General features: G+C 72.6%; 11 protein-coding genes. 7 read left to right on the top strand and 4 right to left on the bottom strand.

All coding sequences use genetic code 11. The features are described from left to right. Positions 1-256 precede the first annotated feature (256 nt). From ACYU7H_RS04885 to ppc, 3 genes are all read left to right on the top strand, one after another. A complete protein-coding gene (locus ACYU7H_RS04885) occupies positions 257-1,621 on the top strand; it encodes a glutamate--cysteine ligase (RefSeq protein ID WP_460812931.1) in 1,365 nt (454 codons plus the stop codon). Between the two features lie 38 nt (positions 1,622-1,659). Then, positions 1,660-2,997 (top strand): amidohydrolase family protein, encoded by a 1,338-nt coding sequence (locus ACYU7H_RS04880; protein WP_460812930.1) that lies wholly within the window; start codon positions 1,660-1,662, stop codon positions 2,995-2,997. Positions 2,998-3,340: 343 nt separating this feature from the next. Next, positions 3,341-6,109: a phosphoenolpyruvate carboxylase gene (gene ppc, locus ACYU7H_RS04875; protein ID WP_460812928.1), complete on the top strand. Its 2,769-nt coding sequence runs from the start codon at positions 3,341-3,343 to the stop codon at positions 6,107-6,109. Between the two features lie 296 nt (positions 6,110-6,405). Here ppc and ACYU7H_RS04870 read toward each other — a convergent pair whose 3' ends face one another. The 3 genes from ACYU7H_RS04870 to rsgA all read right to left on the bottom strand — a co-directional run bounded on the left by ACYU7H_RS04870 (position 6,406) and on the right by rsgA (position 11,407). Next, positions 6,406-8,724, bottom strand: coding sequence for an NADP-dependent malic enzyme (locus ACYU7H_RS04870; protein ID WP_460812926.1), 2,319 nt, complete (start codon positions 8,722-8,724; stop codon positions 6,406-6,408). Positions 8,725-8,814: 90 nt separating this feature from the next. Then, positions 8,815-10,038 (bottom strand): flavohemoglobin expression-modulating QEGLA motif protein, encoded by a 1,224-nt coding sequence (locus ACYU7H_RS04865; RefSeq protein ID WP_460813076.1) that lies wholly within the window; start codon positions 10,036-10,038, stop codon positions 8,815-8,817. A gap of 211 nt (positions 10,039-10,249) precedes the next feature. Continuing rightward, entirely contained in the window at positions 10,250-11,407 is a 1,158-nt protein-coding gene (gene rsgA, locus ACYU7H_RS04860) for a ribosome small subunit-dependent GTPase A (protein ID WP_460813074.1), read from the bottom strand. 43 nt (positions 11,408-11,450) lie between these two features. Here rsgA and ACYU7H_RS04855 point away from each other — a divergent pair, with 43 nt between their 5' ends. The 4 genes from ACYU7H_RS04855 to ACYU7H_RS04840 all read left to right on the top strand — a co-directional run bounded on the left by ACYU7H_RS04855 (position 11,451) and on the right by ACYU7H_RS04840 (position 14,442). Next, a complete protein-coding gene (locus ACYU7H_RS04855; RefSeq protein ID WP_460812924.1) occupies positions 11,451-11,834 on the top strand; it encodes a DUF4345 family protein in 384 nt (127 codons plus the stop codon). A 73-nt stretch (positions 11,835-11,907) separates the two neighbouring features. Beyond that, on the top strand, positions 11,908-13,152 hold the full coding sequence (locus ACYU7H_RS04850; protein ID WP_460812922.1) for a pyridoxal phosphate-dependent aminotransferase: 1,245 nt from the start codon (positions 11,908-11,910) through the stop codon (positions 13,150-13,152). A 4-nt stretch (positions 13,153-13,156) separates the two neighbouring features. Continuing rightward, positions 13,157-13,762, top strand: coding sequence for an SGNH/GDSL hydrolase family protein (locus ACYU7H_RS04845; RefSeq protein WP_460812920.1), 606 nt, complete (start codon positions 13,157-13,159; stop codon positions 13,760-13,762). Beyond that, positions 13,759-14,442, top strand: a complete 684-nt coding sequence (locus ACYU7H_RS04840) for a class I SAM-dependent methyltransferase (RefSeq protein WP_460812918.1) — start codon at positions 13,759-13,761, stop codon at positions 14,440-14,442. The genes ACYU7H_RS04845 and ACYU7H_RS04840 overlap by 4 nt, the downstream gene beginning before the upstream one ends. 16 nt (positions 14,443-14,458) lie before the next feature. Here ACYU7H_RS04840 and ACYU7H_RS04835 read toward each other — a convergent pair whose 3' ends face one another. Next, positions 14,459-15,301 carry a polysaccharide deacetylase family protein gene (locus ACYU7H_RS04835; RefSeq protein ID WP_460812916.1) on the bottom strand — a complete coding sequence of 281 codons (843 nt, stop codon included), beginning with the start codon at positions 15,299-15,301 and terminating at the stop codon, positions 14,459-14,461. Positions 15,302-15,364: the final 63 nt, after the last annotated feature.

Raw genomic sequence — 15,364 nt, 5'->3', positions numbered from 1 at the left:
CAGAGGCGCGCCTACGGGATGCGATGGCCCTTGCTTGTAGGAGCGCGCCTACGCGCGCGATCGGGTCCGGGGCCGGTCAAGGCAGGTGTTCCGATCCCCGCGCAGCGGTGTCGCGTCGGACGGATTCGCCTTGCGGACGGTCGCGCCCGTAGGGGCGCTCCTACGGGGTGGGGCGTCGTGGGTGCGGGCTATAGTCGCGGCTTGCGAGGTGGCGGCCGTGGCCCCATCTCGGACCGCCCGCCCGCGAGCCCGCCGCATGTCCAGTCCGAGCGCCGTTGCCGAGACGCCGATCACCGACCGTCGCCAGCTGGTCGAATCGCTCGAGGCCGGCAACAAGCCGCGCGACGCATGGCGCATCGGCACCGAGCACGAGAAGTTCGGCTTCCGCCTGGACGACCTGCGCCCGCCGCCCTTCGACGGCGACCGCGGCATCGAGGCGCTGCTGCGCGGGCTGGTCGCCTTCGACTGGACGCCGGTGGAGGAGCACGGCAGGACCATCGCGCTGGTCAAGGACGGCGCCTCGGTCACGCTCGAGCCCGCGGGCCAGCTGGAACTGTCCGGCGCCCCGCTGGAAAGCATCCACGACACCTGCTGCGAGGTGGACAGGCACCTGGTCGAGGTGAAGTCGGTCGCCGACCGGCTCGGCCTGGGCTTCCTCGGCATGGGATTCCAGCCGAAGTGGCGCCGCGGGGACATGCCGTGGATGCCGAAGGGCCGCTACGGGATCATGCGCCGCTACATGCCCACGCGCGGCGACCTCGGCCTGGACATGATGACCCGCACCTGCACCGTGCAGGTCAACCTCGATTTCTCGGACGAGGCGGACATGGTCCGCAAGTTCCGCGTGTCGCTCGCGCTGCAGCCGATCGCGACCGCGCTGTTCGCGGATTCCCCGTTCACCGAGGGCCGGCCGAACGGCTTCCTCTCGTACCGCTCGCACATCTGGACCGACACCGACCCGGACCGCACCGGCATGCTCGACTTCGTATTCGAGGACGGCTTCGGCTTCGAGCGCTACGTCGACTACCTGCTCGACGTGCCGATGTACTTCGTCCACCACGACGGGGAGTACCTGGATGCGGCCGGCAAGTCGTTCCGCCGCTTCCTTCGCGGCGAGCTCGACCTGCTGCCCGGGCGCGTGCCGACGCTGCGCGACTGGTCCGACCACATGACCACCGCCTTCCCCGAGGTGCGGCTGAAGAAGTACCTGGAGATGCGCGGCGCGGACGGCGGCCCATGGAACCGGCTGTGCGCGCTGCCGGCGTTCTGGGTCGGCCTGCTGTACGACGACGCCGCGCTCGACGCCGCGTGGGACCTGGTCAAGGACTTCACGATGGCGGAGCGCCATGCGCTGCGCGACGGCGTGCCGCGCCACGCGCTGAAGCTGCCGTTCCGCGGCGGCACCGTGCGCGACCTCGCGCTGCGCGCGCTGGAGATCGCCTCGGCCGGCCTGCACCGGCGCGCGTCGCGGAACGCGAACGGCGCGGACGAGTCGATCTTCCTCACCCCGCTGATCGACATCGCCGACGCGGACGAGACGCCGGCGGAGCGGAAGCTGGCATTGTTCCGCGGCGAGTGGGGCGGCAACATCGACCCGGTGTTCCGCGAGTTCGCGTACTGACGCCGGCGCCGGGTGGCGTCGTCAAGAGGGGAAGGCCCATGCAGGTGATCCGACGTGCCGCCGTGGCGGCCCTGTTCGCGCTCGCGAGCCTCCCGGCCGCGGCGGAGAAGCTCGCGCTGGTCGGCGGCACGCTGGTCGACGGCACGCTGCGCGCGCCGGTGCACGACAGCGTCGTGCTCGTCGATGGGGAGCGCATCACCGCGGTCGGCACGGTCGGTTCGCTCCCGGTGCCCGATGGCTACACGGTGGTCTCGACCGAGGGCATGACCGTGCTGCCCGGCCTGTGGGACATGCACGTGCACCTGAAGCTCAACGGCCACGCCGATTACGCGCACTGGGACCGCACGTACATGGACCGGTTCGCGGACACCATCATGCCGGCGTCGGCCAGGCAGTTGCTGCTTGCCGGCGTGACCGGCGCGCGCGACCTGGGCGGCCCCCTGGAGGAGAGCATCGCGGTGCGCGACGCGATCGCGCGCGGCGACATCCCGGGCCCGACCCTGTTCGTCGCGGGCCCGTTCATCCAGAAGGCGCCCTATCCGGGCACCGGGCACTATCGCTGGGGCGTCGATTCGCCCGCCGACGCGCGCGCCAAGGTGCGCCGGCTGGCCGAAGCCGGCGTGGACGTGGTCAAGCTCATCGACCAGGACCGGATGAGCGAGGCCGAGATCCGGGCGATCGTCGACGAGGCGCATCGCCACGACCTGCCGGTGATCGCGCACGCGCACCGGCCCGAGGAGATCCGGCTAGGGCTGGCCGCGGGGGTGGACGGATTCGAGCACACCGGCCTGTCGGCGGCGCCGGAGTACCCGGCGGACGTGATGGCCGCGCTGGCCGAACGCACCGCGGACATGGCGGCCGGACCGCTGTTCTGGACGCCCACGATCGAGGGGCTGTGGAACTTCCCGCATACCGTGCGCAACCACGAGCACATCGACGACGACGACTGGCACGAGGGCCTCCCGCCGGAGATCGTGGCCGACATCCGCCGTTCGCTGGAGCATCCCGAGCGCATCGCCTACTTCCAGGCCACACCGCAGCGCTTCCCGACGCTGGAGCGCAAGTTCAACCAGTTGCGCGAGGCCGGGGTGCAGCTGCTCATCGGCACCGATTCGGGCATCCCGATGAAGTTCCACAGCGACAGCACGTGGCACGAGATCGAGGTGTGGGTGAACCGGCTGGGCGTGGACCCGGTCGAGGCCATCCGTGCCGCCACCTGGTGGCCGGCGGTGGCGATGGGCGTGTCGGAGGACTACGGCACCGTGGCCGAGGGCAAGTACGCCGACATCATCGCCGTCGAGGGCGACGTGCTTCGCCACGTGGCGCTGCTGCGCGACGTCGACATCGTCGTCAAGCACGGCCGCCGCGTGAAGTGACCCCATCCCCGCCCCGCGGCGTCGGCCGGTCGCGCGGCGATCCCACGCACCGCGGCATCGCGCCTGTAGAGGCGCTCCTACGGGAATGGGTTGCACCGTAGGAGCGGGCCTGCGCCCGCGATGGTTGCCCGTCGTCGGCCGGTCGCGCGGCGATCCCACGCACCGCGGCATCGCGCCTGTAGAGGCGCTCCTACGGGAATGGGGTTGCCGCCGTAGGAGGGGGCCTGCGCCCGCGATGGTTGCCCGGCGTCCGTCGGTCGCGCGGCGATCCAAGGCATCGCGGCATCGCGCCTGTAGAGGCGCACCTACGGGGCGCACACGGGGGCGGGTGTAGCCTGACGCGATGACTGCTTCCCCCGGCGACGACATCGACCGCGATGACGACGGACCGCTGCGCGCGGTCGACTTCCCCGACACCGACGCGCTGCTGCGCGACGACGTCAAGCGCCTCGGCGCACTGGTCGGCGACATCCTGGCCGAGCAGCGCGGCCAGGCCTTCCTCGACGCGGTCGAAGCCTTGCGGCGCACGGCGATCGCGCGCCGCGAGTCCGGCCGGCCGGTGGACGACCTGGTCGCCGCGCTCGCGGGCGTCGACGTCGACCGGGCCGCCGACCTGGTGCGCGCGTTCTCGACCTACTTCCAGGCGGTGAACCTGGCCGAGCGCGTCCATCGCATCCGCCGCCGCCGCGACCACGAGCGCGCAGGCGACGGCGCCCAGCCCGGTGGCCTGCACGACGAGCTCGGGCGGTTGAAGGCGGAGGGCGTCGACGCCGACGCACTGGCCGGCCTGCTGGCCCGCCTGCGGATCGAACCGGTGTTCACCGCCCACCCGACCGAGGCGGTGCGCCGCGTGCTGCTGCACAAGGAGCGCCAGATCGTCGCCGCGCTGGTCGAGGATATCGACCGCAGGTTGACGCCCCCGGAGCGCGAGGCCGGCATCGCGCGCATCCGCCAGGCGCTCACCGCCGGATGGCAGACCGCCGAGACCCCCGCGGCGCGTCCAAGCGTGGCCGACGAATTCGAGCATGTCGGCTTCTACCTGTCGGACGTGCTGTACCGGGTGCTGCCCGGCTTTCTCGAGGCCTTCGAGGACGCGCTGCGCGCCCACCACGGGGACGCGGTGCGCCTCCCCGAACCGCCGGAGGTGCTCGGGTTCGGCAGCTGGGTCGGCGGCGACATGGACGGCAACCCGAACGTCGGCGCGGACACCATCGAGGCCACGCTGGCAGGCCAGCGCGCGCTGGTGCTGGAGGCCTACCAGCGCGACATCGCCGAGCTGGCCGACCTGCTCAGCCAGTCCAGCACGCGCGTGGACGTTTCCCTTGACGTGGCCGCGCGCGTCGAGGAGTACCGGTCCCGCCTGCCACGTGGCGCGGAACAGTTGCACCCGCGCCACGCGGACATGCCGTACCGCAACCTGCTGGTGCTGGTGGGCGCGCGCCTGTGGGCCACGCGCCACGACGAGCCCGAGGGCTATCCGGACGCGGCCGCCTTCGAGGCCGACCTCGCGGCGATCGCCGACAGCCTCGCCGCGCATGGCGGGGCGCATGCGGGCCTGTTCGCCCTGCGGCGCCTGCAGCGGCGTGCGCGCTGCTTCGGCTTCCACCTGGCCACGCTCGACCTGCGCCAGGACTCGGCGGTCCACGACGCGGCACTCGCCGCGTTGCTCGACGACCCCGACTGGGTGGACCGGCCCGCCGGCGAGCGGGCGGGGCGCCTGCACCAGCTGCTCGGATCGACCTCGCCGCCGGCGCCGTGCGACGACGATGTCGCGGTGTCCACGCTGGCCGTGTTCCGCACGGTCGCCGACCTGCGCCCGCGCTACGGCCCGCGCGCGTTCGGCCCGTACATCGTGAGCATGAGCCGGACGGCGGCGGACGCGCTGGCGGTGCTCGCGCTCGCGCGCATGGCCGGCTGCACCGACGGCGACGACGTCCCGCTCGACGTCGCCCCCCTGTTCGAGACGGTCGACGACCTGCAGGCCGCGCCCGACACGCTGCGCCAGCTGTTCGCAGACCCCGTGTACCGCGCCCACCTCGACCGGCGCGGCGGCCGGCAGGTGGTGATGCTCGGCTATTCGGACAGCGCCAAGGACGGCGGCATCGTCGCCTCGCGCTGGGCCCTGCAGCGCACGCAGGTGGCGCTGGTCGAGCTGGCGCGCGAAAGCGGCGTGCGGATCGCCTTCTTCCACGGCCGCGGCGGGTCGGTGAGCCGCGGCGGCGGCAAGACGTCGCGGGCGGTGGTCGCCGCGCCGCGCGGCAGCGTCGACGGCCACCTGCGCCTGACGGAGCAGGGCGAGGTGATCCACCGCAAGTACGGCATCCGCGCGATCGCGATGCGCAACCTCGAGCAGACGACCGCGGCGGTGCTCCGCGCGAGCCTCAGGCCGCGGCCGGCCGATGCGCGCGAGGACGGTTGGCGCGCGATCGCCGCCGGGATGGCCGAGACCTCGCGGGCGGCCTACCGCGGGCTCGTGCACGAGCATCCCGACTTCCCCGCGTACTTCCGCGCGGCCACGCCGATCGACGTCATCGAACGGTTGCGGATCGGTTCCCGACCCGCAAAGCGCGGCGGCAGCGGCGGCGTCGAATCGCTGCGCGCGATCCCCTGGGTCTTCTCGTGGGCGCAGAACCGCAGCGGCCTGACGGGGTGGTACGGGGTGGGCACCGCGCTCGAGGCCGCGTTCGACCGCCACGGACGCGACGCGGTCACCGAGATGGCGCGCGACTGGCCGTTCTTCCGCACGCTGCTCGATGACGTCGAGATGGTGCTCGCCAAGTCCGACCCGGCGATCTTCGAACGCTATTCGCGGCTGGCGATCGACCTCCCGGAAGGGAACCTGCACGCCAGGCTTCACCCCGGCATCGCCGCGGAGTTCGAGCGCACGCGCGCGGCCGTGCTCGCGATCAAGGACGCACGCGACCTGCTGGAGAACGACCGGCGGCTGGCCCTGTCGATCCGCCTGCGAAATCCCTACGTCGACCCGATCAGCCTGTTGCAGGTCGACCTGCTGGCGCGGTGGCGCGCGGCAGGACGGCCGGAGGACGCGTTGTTCCAGGCGCTGGTCGCCACGGTCAACGGCATCGCCGCGGGCATCCAGAACACCGGGTGATCCGACGCGACGGTTTGCGTGGCGGCGTCGTGCGACGCCGGCGCCGGACCCATCGCGCGCGCAGGCGCGCTCCTACGGGATCCACGTCCGCAGGCGCGCCGCCACAGACGCGATCGGAACCCACCAGGCGCGCCTCCACAGATGCGATCGGCACCCACCTCGTAGGAGCGCCTCTACAGGCGCGATGGGCGTGCCGTGCAACTGACACGTAGGCGCACGCCCCGACCGGCGCGAAATCTTGGGTTCGCAGGCGCCGGTCGCATCGCGCGCGTAGGCGCGCTCCTACGTGGGCGAGGTCAGTCGCCGCGCATCAGGCGGCCGAGGCCGAGGGAGGGCTGGTGCGCGCGGATCTGCGCGTCCACGGACGCGATCGCCGTCATGTTGACCACGCGGCGGGTCGTGGAGGCCGGGGTCAGGATGTGCGCCGGCTGGTCCAGGCCCATCAGGATCGGGCCCAGCGCCACGCCGTCGGTCATCACCCGCACCATGTTGTAGACGATGTTGGCCGCGTCCAGGTTCGGCAGCACGAACAGGTTCGGCCGCCCGTGCAGCGTGGTGTTGGGGAAGATGTGCTGGCGCAGCTCGGTGTTCCAGGCCACGTCCGCCATCATCTCGCCGTCCACCTCCAGCCGCGGCATGCGGTGGGCGAGGATCTCGCGCACGCGGCGCATCTTGGCGGCCGACGGGTCGTCGTGGCTGCCGAAGCTGGAATGCGACAGCAGCGCCACGCGCGGCTCGATGCCGAACAGCTTCATGCGCAGGGTCGCCTGCAGGGTGCTCTCGGCGATCTGCTCGGCGGACGGGTCGACCTGCACGTGGGTGTCGAGGAAGAACCAGACGCCCTGCTCGTTGATCACGCCGGTCATCGCGGCGGTGCCGGTCACGCCCGGGTCGAAGTCGAACACGCTGCGCAGGTAGCCGAGCTTCTTGTGGTAGCGGCCGACGATGCCGCAGATCATCGCGTCGGCCTCGCCGCGCTCGACCATCAGCGCGGCGATCAGGGTCGGGCGCGAACGCAGCAGGTTCTTCGCCGCGTCCGGGGTCACGCCGCGGCGCTCGGTGAGCTTGTGGTACTGCTGCCAGTACGCGTCGAAGCGCGGGTCGGAGTTGATGTTGGTCAGCTCGAAGTCCACGCCCTCGCGCATGCGCAGGCCCAGCTTCTCGATGCGCGCGTTGATGACCTCCGGGCGGCCGATCAGGATCGGGTCGGCCAGCTTCTCGTCGATCACCGTCTGCACCGCGCGCAGCACGGTGTATTCCTCGCCCTCGGCGTAGACCACGCGCTTGCGCTCGGCGCGCGCGCGGTCGTAGACCGGCTTCATCACCAGCCCGGTGCGCCAGATGAACTGGCCGAGCTTCTCCTCGTAGGCGTCGAAGTCCGCGATCGGCCGCGTGGCGATGCCCGATTCCATGGCCGCCCTGGCCACGGCAGGCGCCAGCATCACCAGCAGGCGCGGGTCGAACGGACGCGGGATCAGGTAGTCCGGGCCGAAGGTCGGCGACTCGCCCGTGTACGCGCCGCCGAGGTCGGAGGCCTCCATCCGCGCCAGCTGCGCGATCGCGCGCACGCAGGCCAGCTTCATCGCCTCGTTGATGCCGGTCGCACCCACGTCGAGCGCGCCGCGGAAGATGTACGGGAAGCAAAGCGCGTTGTTGACCTGGTTGGGGTAGTCGCTGCGGCCGGTGGCGATGATCGCGTCCGGGCGCACGGCCTTCGCGTCCTCCGGCAGGATCTCCGGGTGGGGGTTGGCGAGCGCCAGGATCACCGGCCGGTCGGCCATCTTCGCGACCATCTCCGGCTTCAGGATCCCGCCGGCGGACAGGCCCAGGAAGATGTCCGCGCCGTCCAGGATCTCCGCGAGGTCGCGCTTGTCGGTGTCGGTCGCGTAGCGCGCCTTGTCCGGGTCCAGGTTGGGCCGGCCGGCGTAGATCACGCCCTCGCGGTCGAAGGCGGTGATGTGTTCACGCTTCACGCCCAGCGCCACCAGCATGTCCAGGCAGGCGATGCCCGCCGCACCGGCGCCGGTGGTGGCGACCTTCACGTCCCCGATCTTCTTGCCGACGATCTCCAGCGCGTTGACCACCGCGGCGCCGACGATGATCGCGGTGCCGTGCTGGTCGTCGTGGAACACGGGGATGTTCATCCGCTCGCGCAGCTTGCGCTCGACGATGAAGCACTCCGGCGCCTTGATGTCCTCGAGGTTGATGCCGCCGAAGGTCGGCTCGAGGCTGGCGATGATGTCGACGAGCTTGTCGGGGTCCTTCTCGTCGACCTCGATGTCGAACACGTCGATGCCCGCGAACTTGCGGAACAGCACGCCCTTGCCTTCCATCACCGGCTTGCCGGCCAGCGGGCCGATGTCGCCCAGGCCCAGCACCGCCGTGCCGTTGGAGATCACCGCCACCAGGTTGCCGCGCGCGGTGACCTCGCTGGCGGCCTTCGGGTCGGCGACGATGGCTTCGCACGCATAGGCCACGCCGGGCGAGTAGGCCAGCGACAGGTCGCGCTGGGTCACCAGGGCCTTGGTCGGGACGACCTTGATCTTCCCGGGCGGGTCGGCGCGGTGGTAGTCGAGCGCGGCCTGCTTGAGGTCGTCGGCGGGCGTGTCGGGCATTGGGGGGTGTCCGGGCGCGGGCGGACCGCCGATTCTACCGGTTGGCCGGGGCGCGACCGTGTCGGCGCGCCCGCGGGCGGCGCCGGCCGGCTACAGCCCGATCACCGCGTCGCTGTCCTCGCCGATCCGGTCGAGCCGGATCCGGTTGGCGAACAGCGAGAACGCCAGCATCCCCGCCAGCCCGTTGGCCCGCGCCACCCAGTGCGGCAGCCAGCGCGGCGTGGCCAGCACCGGTTCCCCGGCCGAGGCGTCGAACAGCGGCTCGAAGCGCGGAACGTCGGCCAGGGTCATCTTCCCGGCGAACAGCAGGCGGCACAGCCGCAGGCGCCCGTGCCGCAGCGCCCAGCGGAAGAACGTGTGCACGCCGACCAGCCCGCGCAGGTAGACGGTGTCCTTGGTGAAGGCCGCGCCGCCGTCGGTGGGCACCCCGCGGAACACGCGCTGCGCCGAGGCGAAGCTTTCCGTCGGCGACTGGCCGGCGTCGAGGAAATAGCGGAACACGTCGATGAAGTCGGCGCCGTCCAGCGCCATCGACACGGCCACGATGCGCAGGCTCAGGCGCTTCATGCGTTCGATGTCGATGCTGCCGGTGATCTGCTCGGCGAACGTGGCCAGGCCTTCCTGCGTCGCCGTGGTGCGCGGCGACGACAGGGCCAGGCTCCCCAGCACCGGCTGTTCGCGGCCATTGAGGCCGGTCAGCGAATGGACCAGCGCCTCGTGGTGGTAGAGCTGCGCCCGGTCGTAGTCCGAATACGCCGCGCCGGCGCGCAGGCGGATGCGGGTGGCGCCGGCGGCGGCCTTGGCGATCAGCTCCGGGTCCAGCTCGACGTCGATCACCCGGCCGCCGAAGAACGCGTCGAGGTCGCCCTGCAGCTGCAGTTGCAGCGCGGTGGCCGAGACCTGGATCTCCTCGGCCGGCGAGAGCAGTTCGCGGTCGAGCTCGTCGGCGATGACGATGAAGTGGCGCGCGGCGTCGCGGGTGCTGGGCCCGCCCGGCAGGGGTTCGTCCGGCCGGCCGTAGAGCGCGACCGAGTGCGTGGTGACGTCCGCGGTGCCCAGCGCCTCGAGCAGTTGCGCGGCGATCGCCCAGCTGCGCGCGGACTCGGCGATGTACGCGCCCAGCGGGTGGTCCGGGTCGGCCGCCTCGGCGACCGCCTCCAGTTCGCGGCGCTGGTCGGTGAAGTCCAGGCGCGGGTACTCGTGGCGGGGCAGGCGAAGGGCGCCGCGTGCATGGCCGGCCAGGAAGGCCTCCTGCTCGCGCGCCGGCCAGCTGGTCAGCGTCAGCAGCCGGATCCCGCGCGCCGCCTCCACCATACGCGCGTCGAGCGCGGCGTGATGGACGACGTCGGCGGGGAAGCCCGTCACCAGCCCGCCCCGCCCTCTCCTGTCGTCCCGAGCGCAGCGAGGGACCTGCTCTTGCTCTTGGCAACGGTAGAAGCAGGTCCCTCGCTGCGCTCGGGACGACAGGACTCGATGGGGCGACAGGACTCGATGGGGCGACAGGGGGGTGTTGGCAGGCGGGCCATCAGTGCCGTCCGTACTTGTCGTCCAGGCGCTTGTTGAGCGCGCGCGACTGGACCCGGTCGCCGGTCTTCTGCGCGCGGCGCGCGGCCAGTCTGTCCGCGGCGCCGGCCACCTCGTCGCGCAGCTTTAGGAAGTTCGCCAGCCGGCCCGCGTCGAGCGATCCGGCCTCCAACGCCCCGCGCACCGCGCAGCCGGGCTCGCGGCCGTGCGCGCAATCGCGGAACCGGCAGTGGGCCGCCAGCGCCTCGATGTCGGTGAAGGCGTCCTCGACGTCCTCCTCGCCGGTCGGCTTGAGTTCGCGCATGCCGGGCGTGTCGACCAGGCAGGCGCCGGAGGGCAGGGCGACGAGCGCGCGGTGGGTGGTCGTGTGCCGGCCGCGGTCGTCGCCCGCGCGCACCTCGCCGGTCTTCATGCGTTCGATGCCCAGCAGGCTGTTGGTCAGCGTCGACTTGCCCGCACCGGAACTGCCGACGAGCACCGCGGTGGTGCCCGGTCGCAACCACGGGGCGAGGGCTTCCTGCACCTCGCCACGGTCGCGGGCGTTGACCGCGACGACCGGGACGTCCTGCGCGCGGATGTCCGCCAGCGCGGCGGTCGCGGCGTCCACCGCGCCGGCCTCGCGCCCGCTGGCGACGTCCGCCTTGGTCAGCACCACCACCGGCTGCACGCCGCGCCCGCGCACCAGCAGCAGGTAGCGCTCGATGCGGCGCGGGTTGAAGTCGTTGTCCAGGCCGGTCACGACCAGCACCGTGTCGACGTTCGCCGCGATCAGCTGCTGGCCGTAATGCTCGCCCGCGGCACCGCGCTTGATCGCGGAGAAGCGCGGCAGCAGCGCGACGATGCGTGCCGCGTCCCGTCCGCCCTCCACCAGCACCCAGTCGCCCACCGCGGCGCGCTGGTCCGGCGCCAGCTTCGGGCGTTGCCACTCGGGCAGGGATTCGGCGGGGAACATGGCATCCGGGCCGTCCGCGAGCACGTAGCCGGCCCGGTGCTGTTCCGCGACGCGTGCGGGGCGGGCGGCGGTGTGCGCGGCGAGCGCGTCGCGCCAACCGGCGGGCAGGGGCGCGACATCGTCGCCGGCCGGCCAGCCGATGGCGTGCAGGGAGTTCATGCGGGGACGGACCGGACCATGGCCGGATTCTAGCGACCCGGGCGGCATCCCGATCACGCGTCATTGATCGTGCGGCGTGCAGCGTCCGGGCATGCCCCGCCTGGCCACCCTTGTCCTGCTGCTGTCGGGCCTGAGCTTCATCGGGTTCGGCATCTGGTTCTTCCTCGACCCGCTCGAGCCCCTGCTGGGCCTGGGCGGCTCGATCGAGGGCTCGGCGATCCCGCTGGAGCTGCGCGCCTTCTATGGCGGGGGCGAGATCGGCCTGGGCGCGTTCCTGCTGCTATGCGCGATGCGCGCGGACTGGTACCGGCCCGGGCTGTGGCTGGTGCTGCTGGTGAACCTGTGCACCGGCCTTGCGCGGGCGTTCGCCCTGCTGGGCGGGGGGCCGCCGTTGCCCTTCTTCCTGGCCGCCCTCGGTTGGGAATTCGGCTTCGCGCTGCTGGCCGCGGTCGCGCTGCGCCGGGTCCGGCGGTAGGGCTCGCGCGCGGGCGCGGCTTGGGGCCGATTCCAGTAGGCTGGCGCTCCCTCCAAGACCCGCAGCACCGCCGATGGCCACCCTGAGGACCCGCGAACGCCTCTCCGAAGTCCGCTACGAGATCCGTGGCGAACTCGCCCGGCGGGCCCGCGAGCTGGAGGCCGCCGGCCGGACGCTGGTCAAGCTCAACATCGGCAACCCGGGCGCGTTCGGCTTCCGCGCGCCGCCGCACCTGCAGCGGGCCATCGCCGACCACATCCACGACACCGACCCGTACACGCACCAGCAGGGCCTGCCCGCGGCGCGCGAGGCGGTGGCCGCGTTCCACCGGGCACGCGGCACGCCGAATGCCTCGCCCGAACGGGTGTTCGTCGGCAACGGCGTCAGCGAACTCATCGACCTGTCGCTGCGCGCGCTGCTCAACCCGGGCGACGAGGTGCTGCTGCCGTCGCCCGACTACCCGCTGTGGAGCGCGGCCACCATCCTCAACGACGGCCGGCCGGTCTATTACCGCTGCCAGCCCGACCAGGGCTTCCTGCCCGACCCGGACGAGATCGCCGCGCGCGTGTCGCCGCGCACCCGCGCGATCGTCCTGATCAATCCGAACAACCCGACCGGCGCGGTGTATCCGCGTGGGCTGCTCGAACGCATCGTGGCGGTCGCGGCGAAGCACCGCCTGCTCCTGCTGTGCGACGAGATCTACGACGGCATCACCTACGACGGCGCCGCGTTCCAGCCCGTCGCGCCGCTGGCCGGCGACCTGCCGTGCGTCAGCTTCGGCGGCCTGTCGAAGGTGCACCGCGCCTGTGGCTGGCGCGTGGGCTGGGCGGTGCTGTCCGGCGACCCGGTCGCCAGCGGCGATTTCCACCATGCGATGGACCTGCTCGGCGCGCTGCGCCTGTGCGCGAACGTGCCGGGCCAGTTCGCGGTCGAGGCCGCGCTGCACGGCGAGGATTCGATCGGCGCGCTGTGCGCGCCGGGCGGCCGGCTGCACGAGGCCCGGCGCGTGGTGGTCGAGGCCTGCGACGCGAGCCCGCACCTGTCGCTGGTCGCGCCGGCCGGCGCGCTCTACGCATTCCCGCGGGTCGTCGGCGAGGCGGCGGAGGGCTTCGACGACCACGCGTTCGCCCTGCGCCTGCTCGAGGACGAGGGCGTGCTGGTGGTCCCCGGCTCGAGCTTCAACGTGCCCTGGCGCGACCATTTCCGCGTGACGCTGCTGCCCGAGCCCGGCGTGCTGCGCGAAGTGTTCGCGCGCATCGACCGCGTGCTGGCCCGCCACGCCGCGGCCGATGAGACGCGCCGCGTGGCGATCGCCTGACGCGATGCGTTACCTGGCGCTCGGGGACAGCTACACCATCGGCGAGGGCGTGCCCCTGTCCAACCGCTGGCCGGTGCGGCTGGCGCGCGCGCTCCGCGAGGAAGGCGTGCAGATGCCCGACCCGCGCATCATCGCCACCACCGGCTGGACCACCGACGAGCTGTCCTCCGCGATGGACATGGAGGAGCCGCTCGGCCAGTGGCAGTTCGTCAGCCTGCAGATCGGGGTGAACAACCAGTACCGGGGACGCTCGGTCGCCGACTACAGGAGCGAGTTCGAGCGACTGCTCGGGCGCGCCATCGGCCTGGCGGGCGGGCGCGCGGACCGGGTGATGGTGCTGTCGATCCCGGACTGGGGCGTGACGCCGTTCGCGGAGGAACAGGGGCGCGATCCCGCGACCGTGGGCGCGGAGATCGATGCATTCAACGCCGCGGCGCGCGACGTGTGCGCGAGCCATTCCGTGGCCTTCGTCGACGTCACCGGTATCAGTCGGACCTACGGGCACGAGCCCGCGATGCTGGTCGAGGACGGACTGCACCCATCGGCGCAGATGTACGCGCTGTGGATGGAGGCGGCGCTGCCGATCGCCCGGGCGTTGATGCACCAGTGACCGGCCGCGCCCTCGACGCCGCCGAGGCGTCCCGCATCGCCCGGGCCTTCCTGCCGGCGCGCGCGCTCGGCAATCGCTGGCACTACCACTACGCGCGCATCAAGCTGCGCACCGATCCGCTGTACCCGGGCGTGGTCGATGCGCTGCGCGGCAGCGAGGCGCCCCTGCTGGACCTGGGCTGCGGCATCGGCCTGCTGGCGCATGCGCTGCGCGGCGCCGGCCTGGCGATGCCGTACCGCGGCGTGGACAACGACGCGCCGAAGGTCGCGCAGGCGCGGCGGGCGGCCGGGCGTGCCGGGCTGCGGGACGTGCGATTCGACCTCATGGACCTGTCCGACGGCCCGCCGCCGCACGCGGGCAGCGTGGCCATCCTCGACGTGCTGCAGTTCGTGCCGCCCGACGTCCAGGACGCGATCCTGGACGCGGCGGTCGCGATGCTCGCGCCCGGTGGCCGGCTGGTCATCCGCACGGGCCTGGAGGATGGCAGCGCGCGCGCCCGCACGACGCGGCGGATCGATGCGTTCTCGCGCATCCTCGGATGGATGAACGCCGGGCCGAAGCGCTACCCGGACGCCGACACGTTGCGCGTGCGGTTCGAAGCCGCCGGCCTGCGCGCCGAGTTCACGCCGCTGCACGCCGGCACGCCCTTCAACAACTGGCGGATCGTGGCGTCGCGCTAGGCGCGATTCGACCGCGTCAGCGCGTGTCCGCGGCCGCCTGTCCAAAGCCCGGCTCGCCGGGGACGCGGCCGGAAGCCGCCACGACCGGCAAGACGCAGCGGTATCCCGCCGGACCCAGGCGTTCCAGGAGCACGCGCAACTGTTCGACGTTGCGGCCGTGCCGCGCGCCCTCGTGCAGCAGCACGATCGCGCCCGGCGTGATGTCGCGGATGATCCGCGCCGCGCTGCGCTCCGGATCGCCATCCACCGCGTCGTAGCCGCGCGCGGTCCACGCGACGCGCGTGAGGCCATGCGGGGCGATCGCCGCGGCGGTGAACGGGTTGGCCATGCCGACCACGGCGCGGAACCAGCGTGGTGGTTCGCCGGCCAGCGACGTGAGCGTCGCCTGCGCCTCGGCCACCTCCGCGCGCATCCGGCGCGGGCCAAGCGCCCAGAACCAGGCCTGCGGGTGGCGCATGCTGTGGTTGCCGATGCCATGGTCGCGGCGGACGATCTCGCGCACCAGGTCCGGTCGGCGCGCGGCGCGCTCGCCGACCAGGAAGAACGTCGCCTTCGCGTCGTGCGTGTCGAGCAGGTCGAGGATTGCAGCGGTGTCGTCCGACGGGCCATCGTCGATCGTCAGCCAGGCCAGCTTCTCGTCGGTCGACAGCCGCCGCAGCACCGGGCTGAACAGCCGCGAGCCCGGCACGAACGTGCCCCAGAGCAGGGGCAGGTGCGACAGCAGCAGGGTCGGGAGTCCGACCTGCCACCCCATCCGCCACCAGATCAGCGCGACCAGCGCCTGCGACGCCGCGAACAGCCAGGCCCACGCATGCGGGCGCCGCGGCGGTCGGGGCTGAACGGACGGGGCGCTGGCCATCGCCGCGCATGATGCCAGCGGAAGCGGCATGGCGTCCGGCCCGGTAAAATGCGCGGTCCCCCG

Source organism: Luteimonas pelagia, assembly GCF_054776035.1.
This window is presented reverse-complemented; position numbering and strand designations above follow the sequence as displayed.

Excerpts from the sequence above, each read along its gene's own strand:
- rsgA (WP_460813074.1), bottom strand. The coding sequence starts at position 11,407 with ATGCCGCCCGGGTCGCTAGAATCCGGCCATGGTCCGGTCCGTCCCCGC.
- ACYU7H_RS04885 (WP_460812931.1), top strand. The coding sequence starts at position 257 with ATGTCCAGTCCGAGCGCCGTTGCCGAGACGCCGATCACCGACCGTCGC.
- ACYU7H_RS04870 (WP_460812926.1), bottom strand. The coding sequence starts at position 8,724 with ATGCCCGACACGCCCGCCGACGACCTCAAGCAGGCCGCGCTCGACTAC.
- ACYU7H_RS04835 (WP_460812916.1), bottom strand. The coding sequence starts at position 15,301 with ATGGCCAGCGCCCCGTCCGTTCAGCCCCGACCGCCGCGGCGCCCGCAT.
- ppc (WP_460812928.1), top strand. The coding sequence starts at position 3,341 with ATGACTGCTTCCCCCGGCGACGACATCGACCGCGATGACGACGGACCG.
- ACYU7H_RS04865 (WP_460813076.1), bottom strand. The coding sequence starts at position 10,038 with ATGGTGGAGGCGGCGCGCGGGATCCGGCTGCTGACGCTGACCAGCTGG.
- ACYU7H_RS04880 (WP_460812930.1), top strand. The coding sequence starts at position 1,660 with ATGCAGGTGATCCGACGTGCCGCCGTGGCGGCCCTGTTCGCGCTCGCG.
- ACYU7H_RS04855 (WP_460812924.1), top strand. The coding sequence starts at position 11,451 with ATGCCCCGCCTGGCCACCCTTGTCCTGCTGCTGTCGGGCCTGAGCTTC.
- ACYU7H_RS04845 (WP_460812920.1), top strand. The coding sequence starts at position 13,157 with ATGCGTTACCTGGCGCTCGGGGACAGCTACACCATCGGCGAGGGCGTG.
- ACYU7H_RS04850 (WP_460812922.1), top strand. The coding sequence starts at position 11,908 with ATGGCCACCCTGAGGACCCGCGAACGCCTCTCCGAAGTCCGCTACGAG.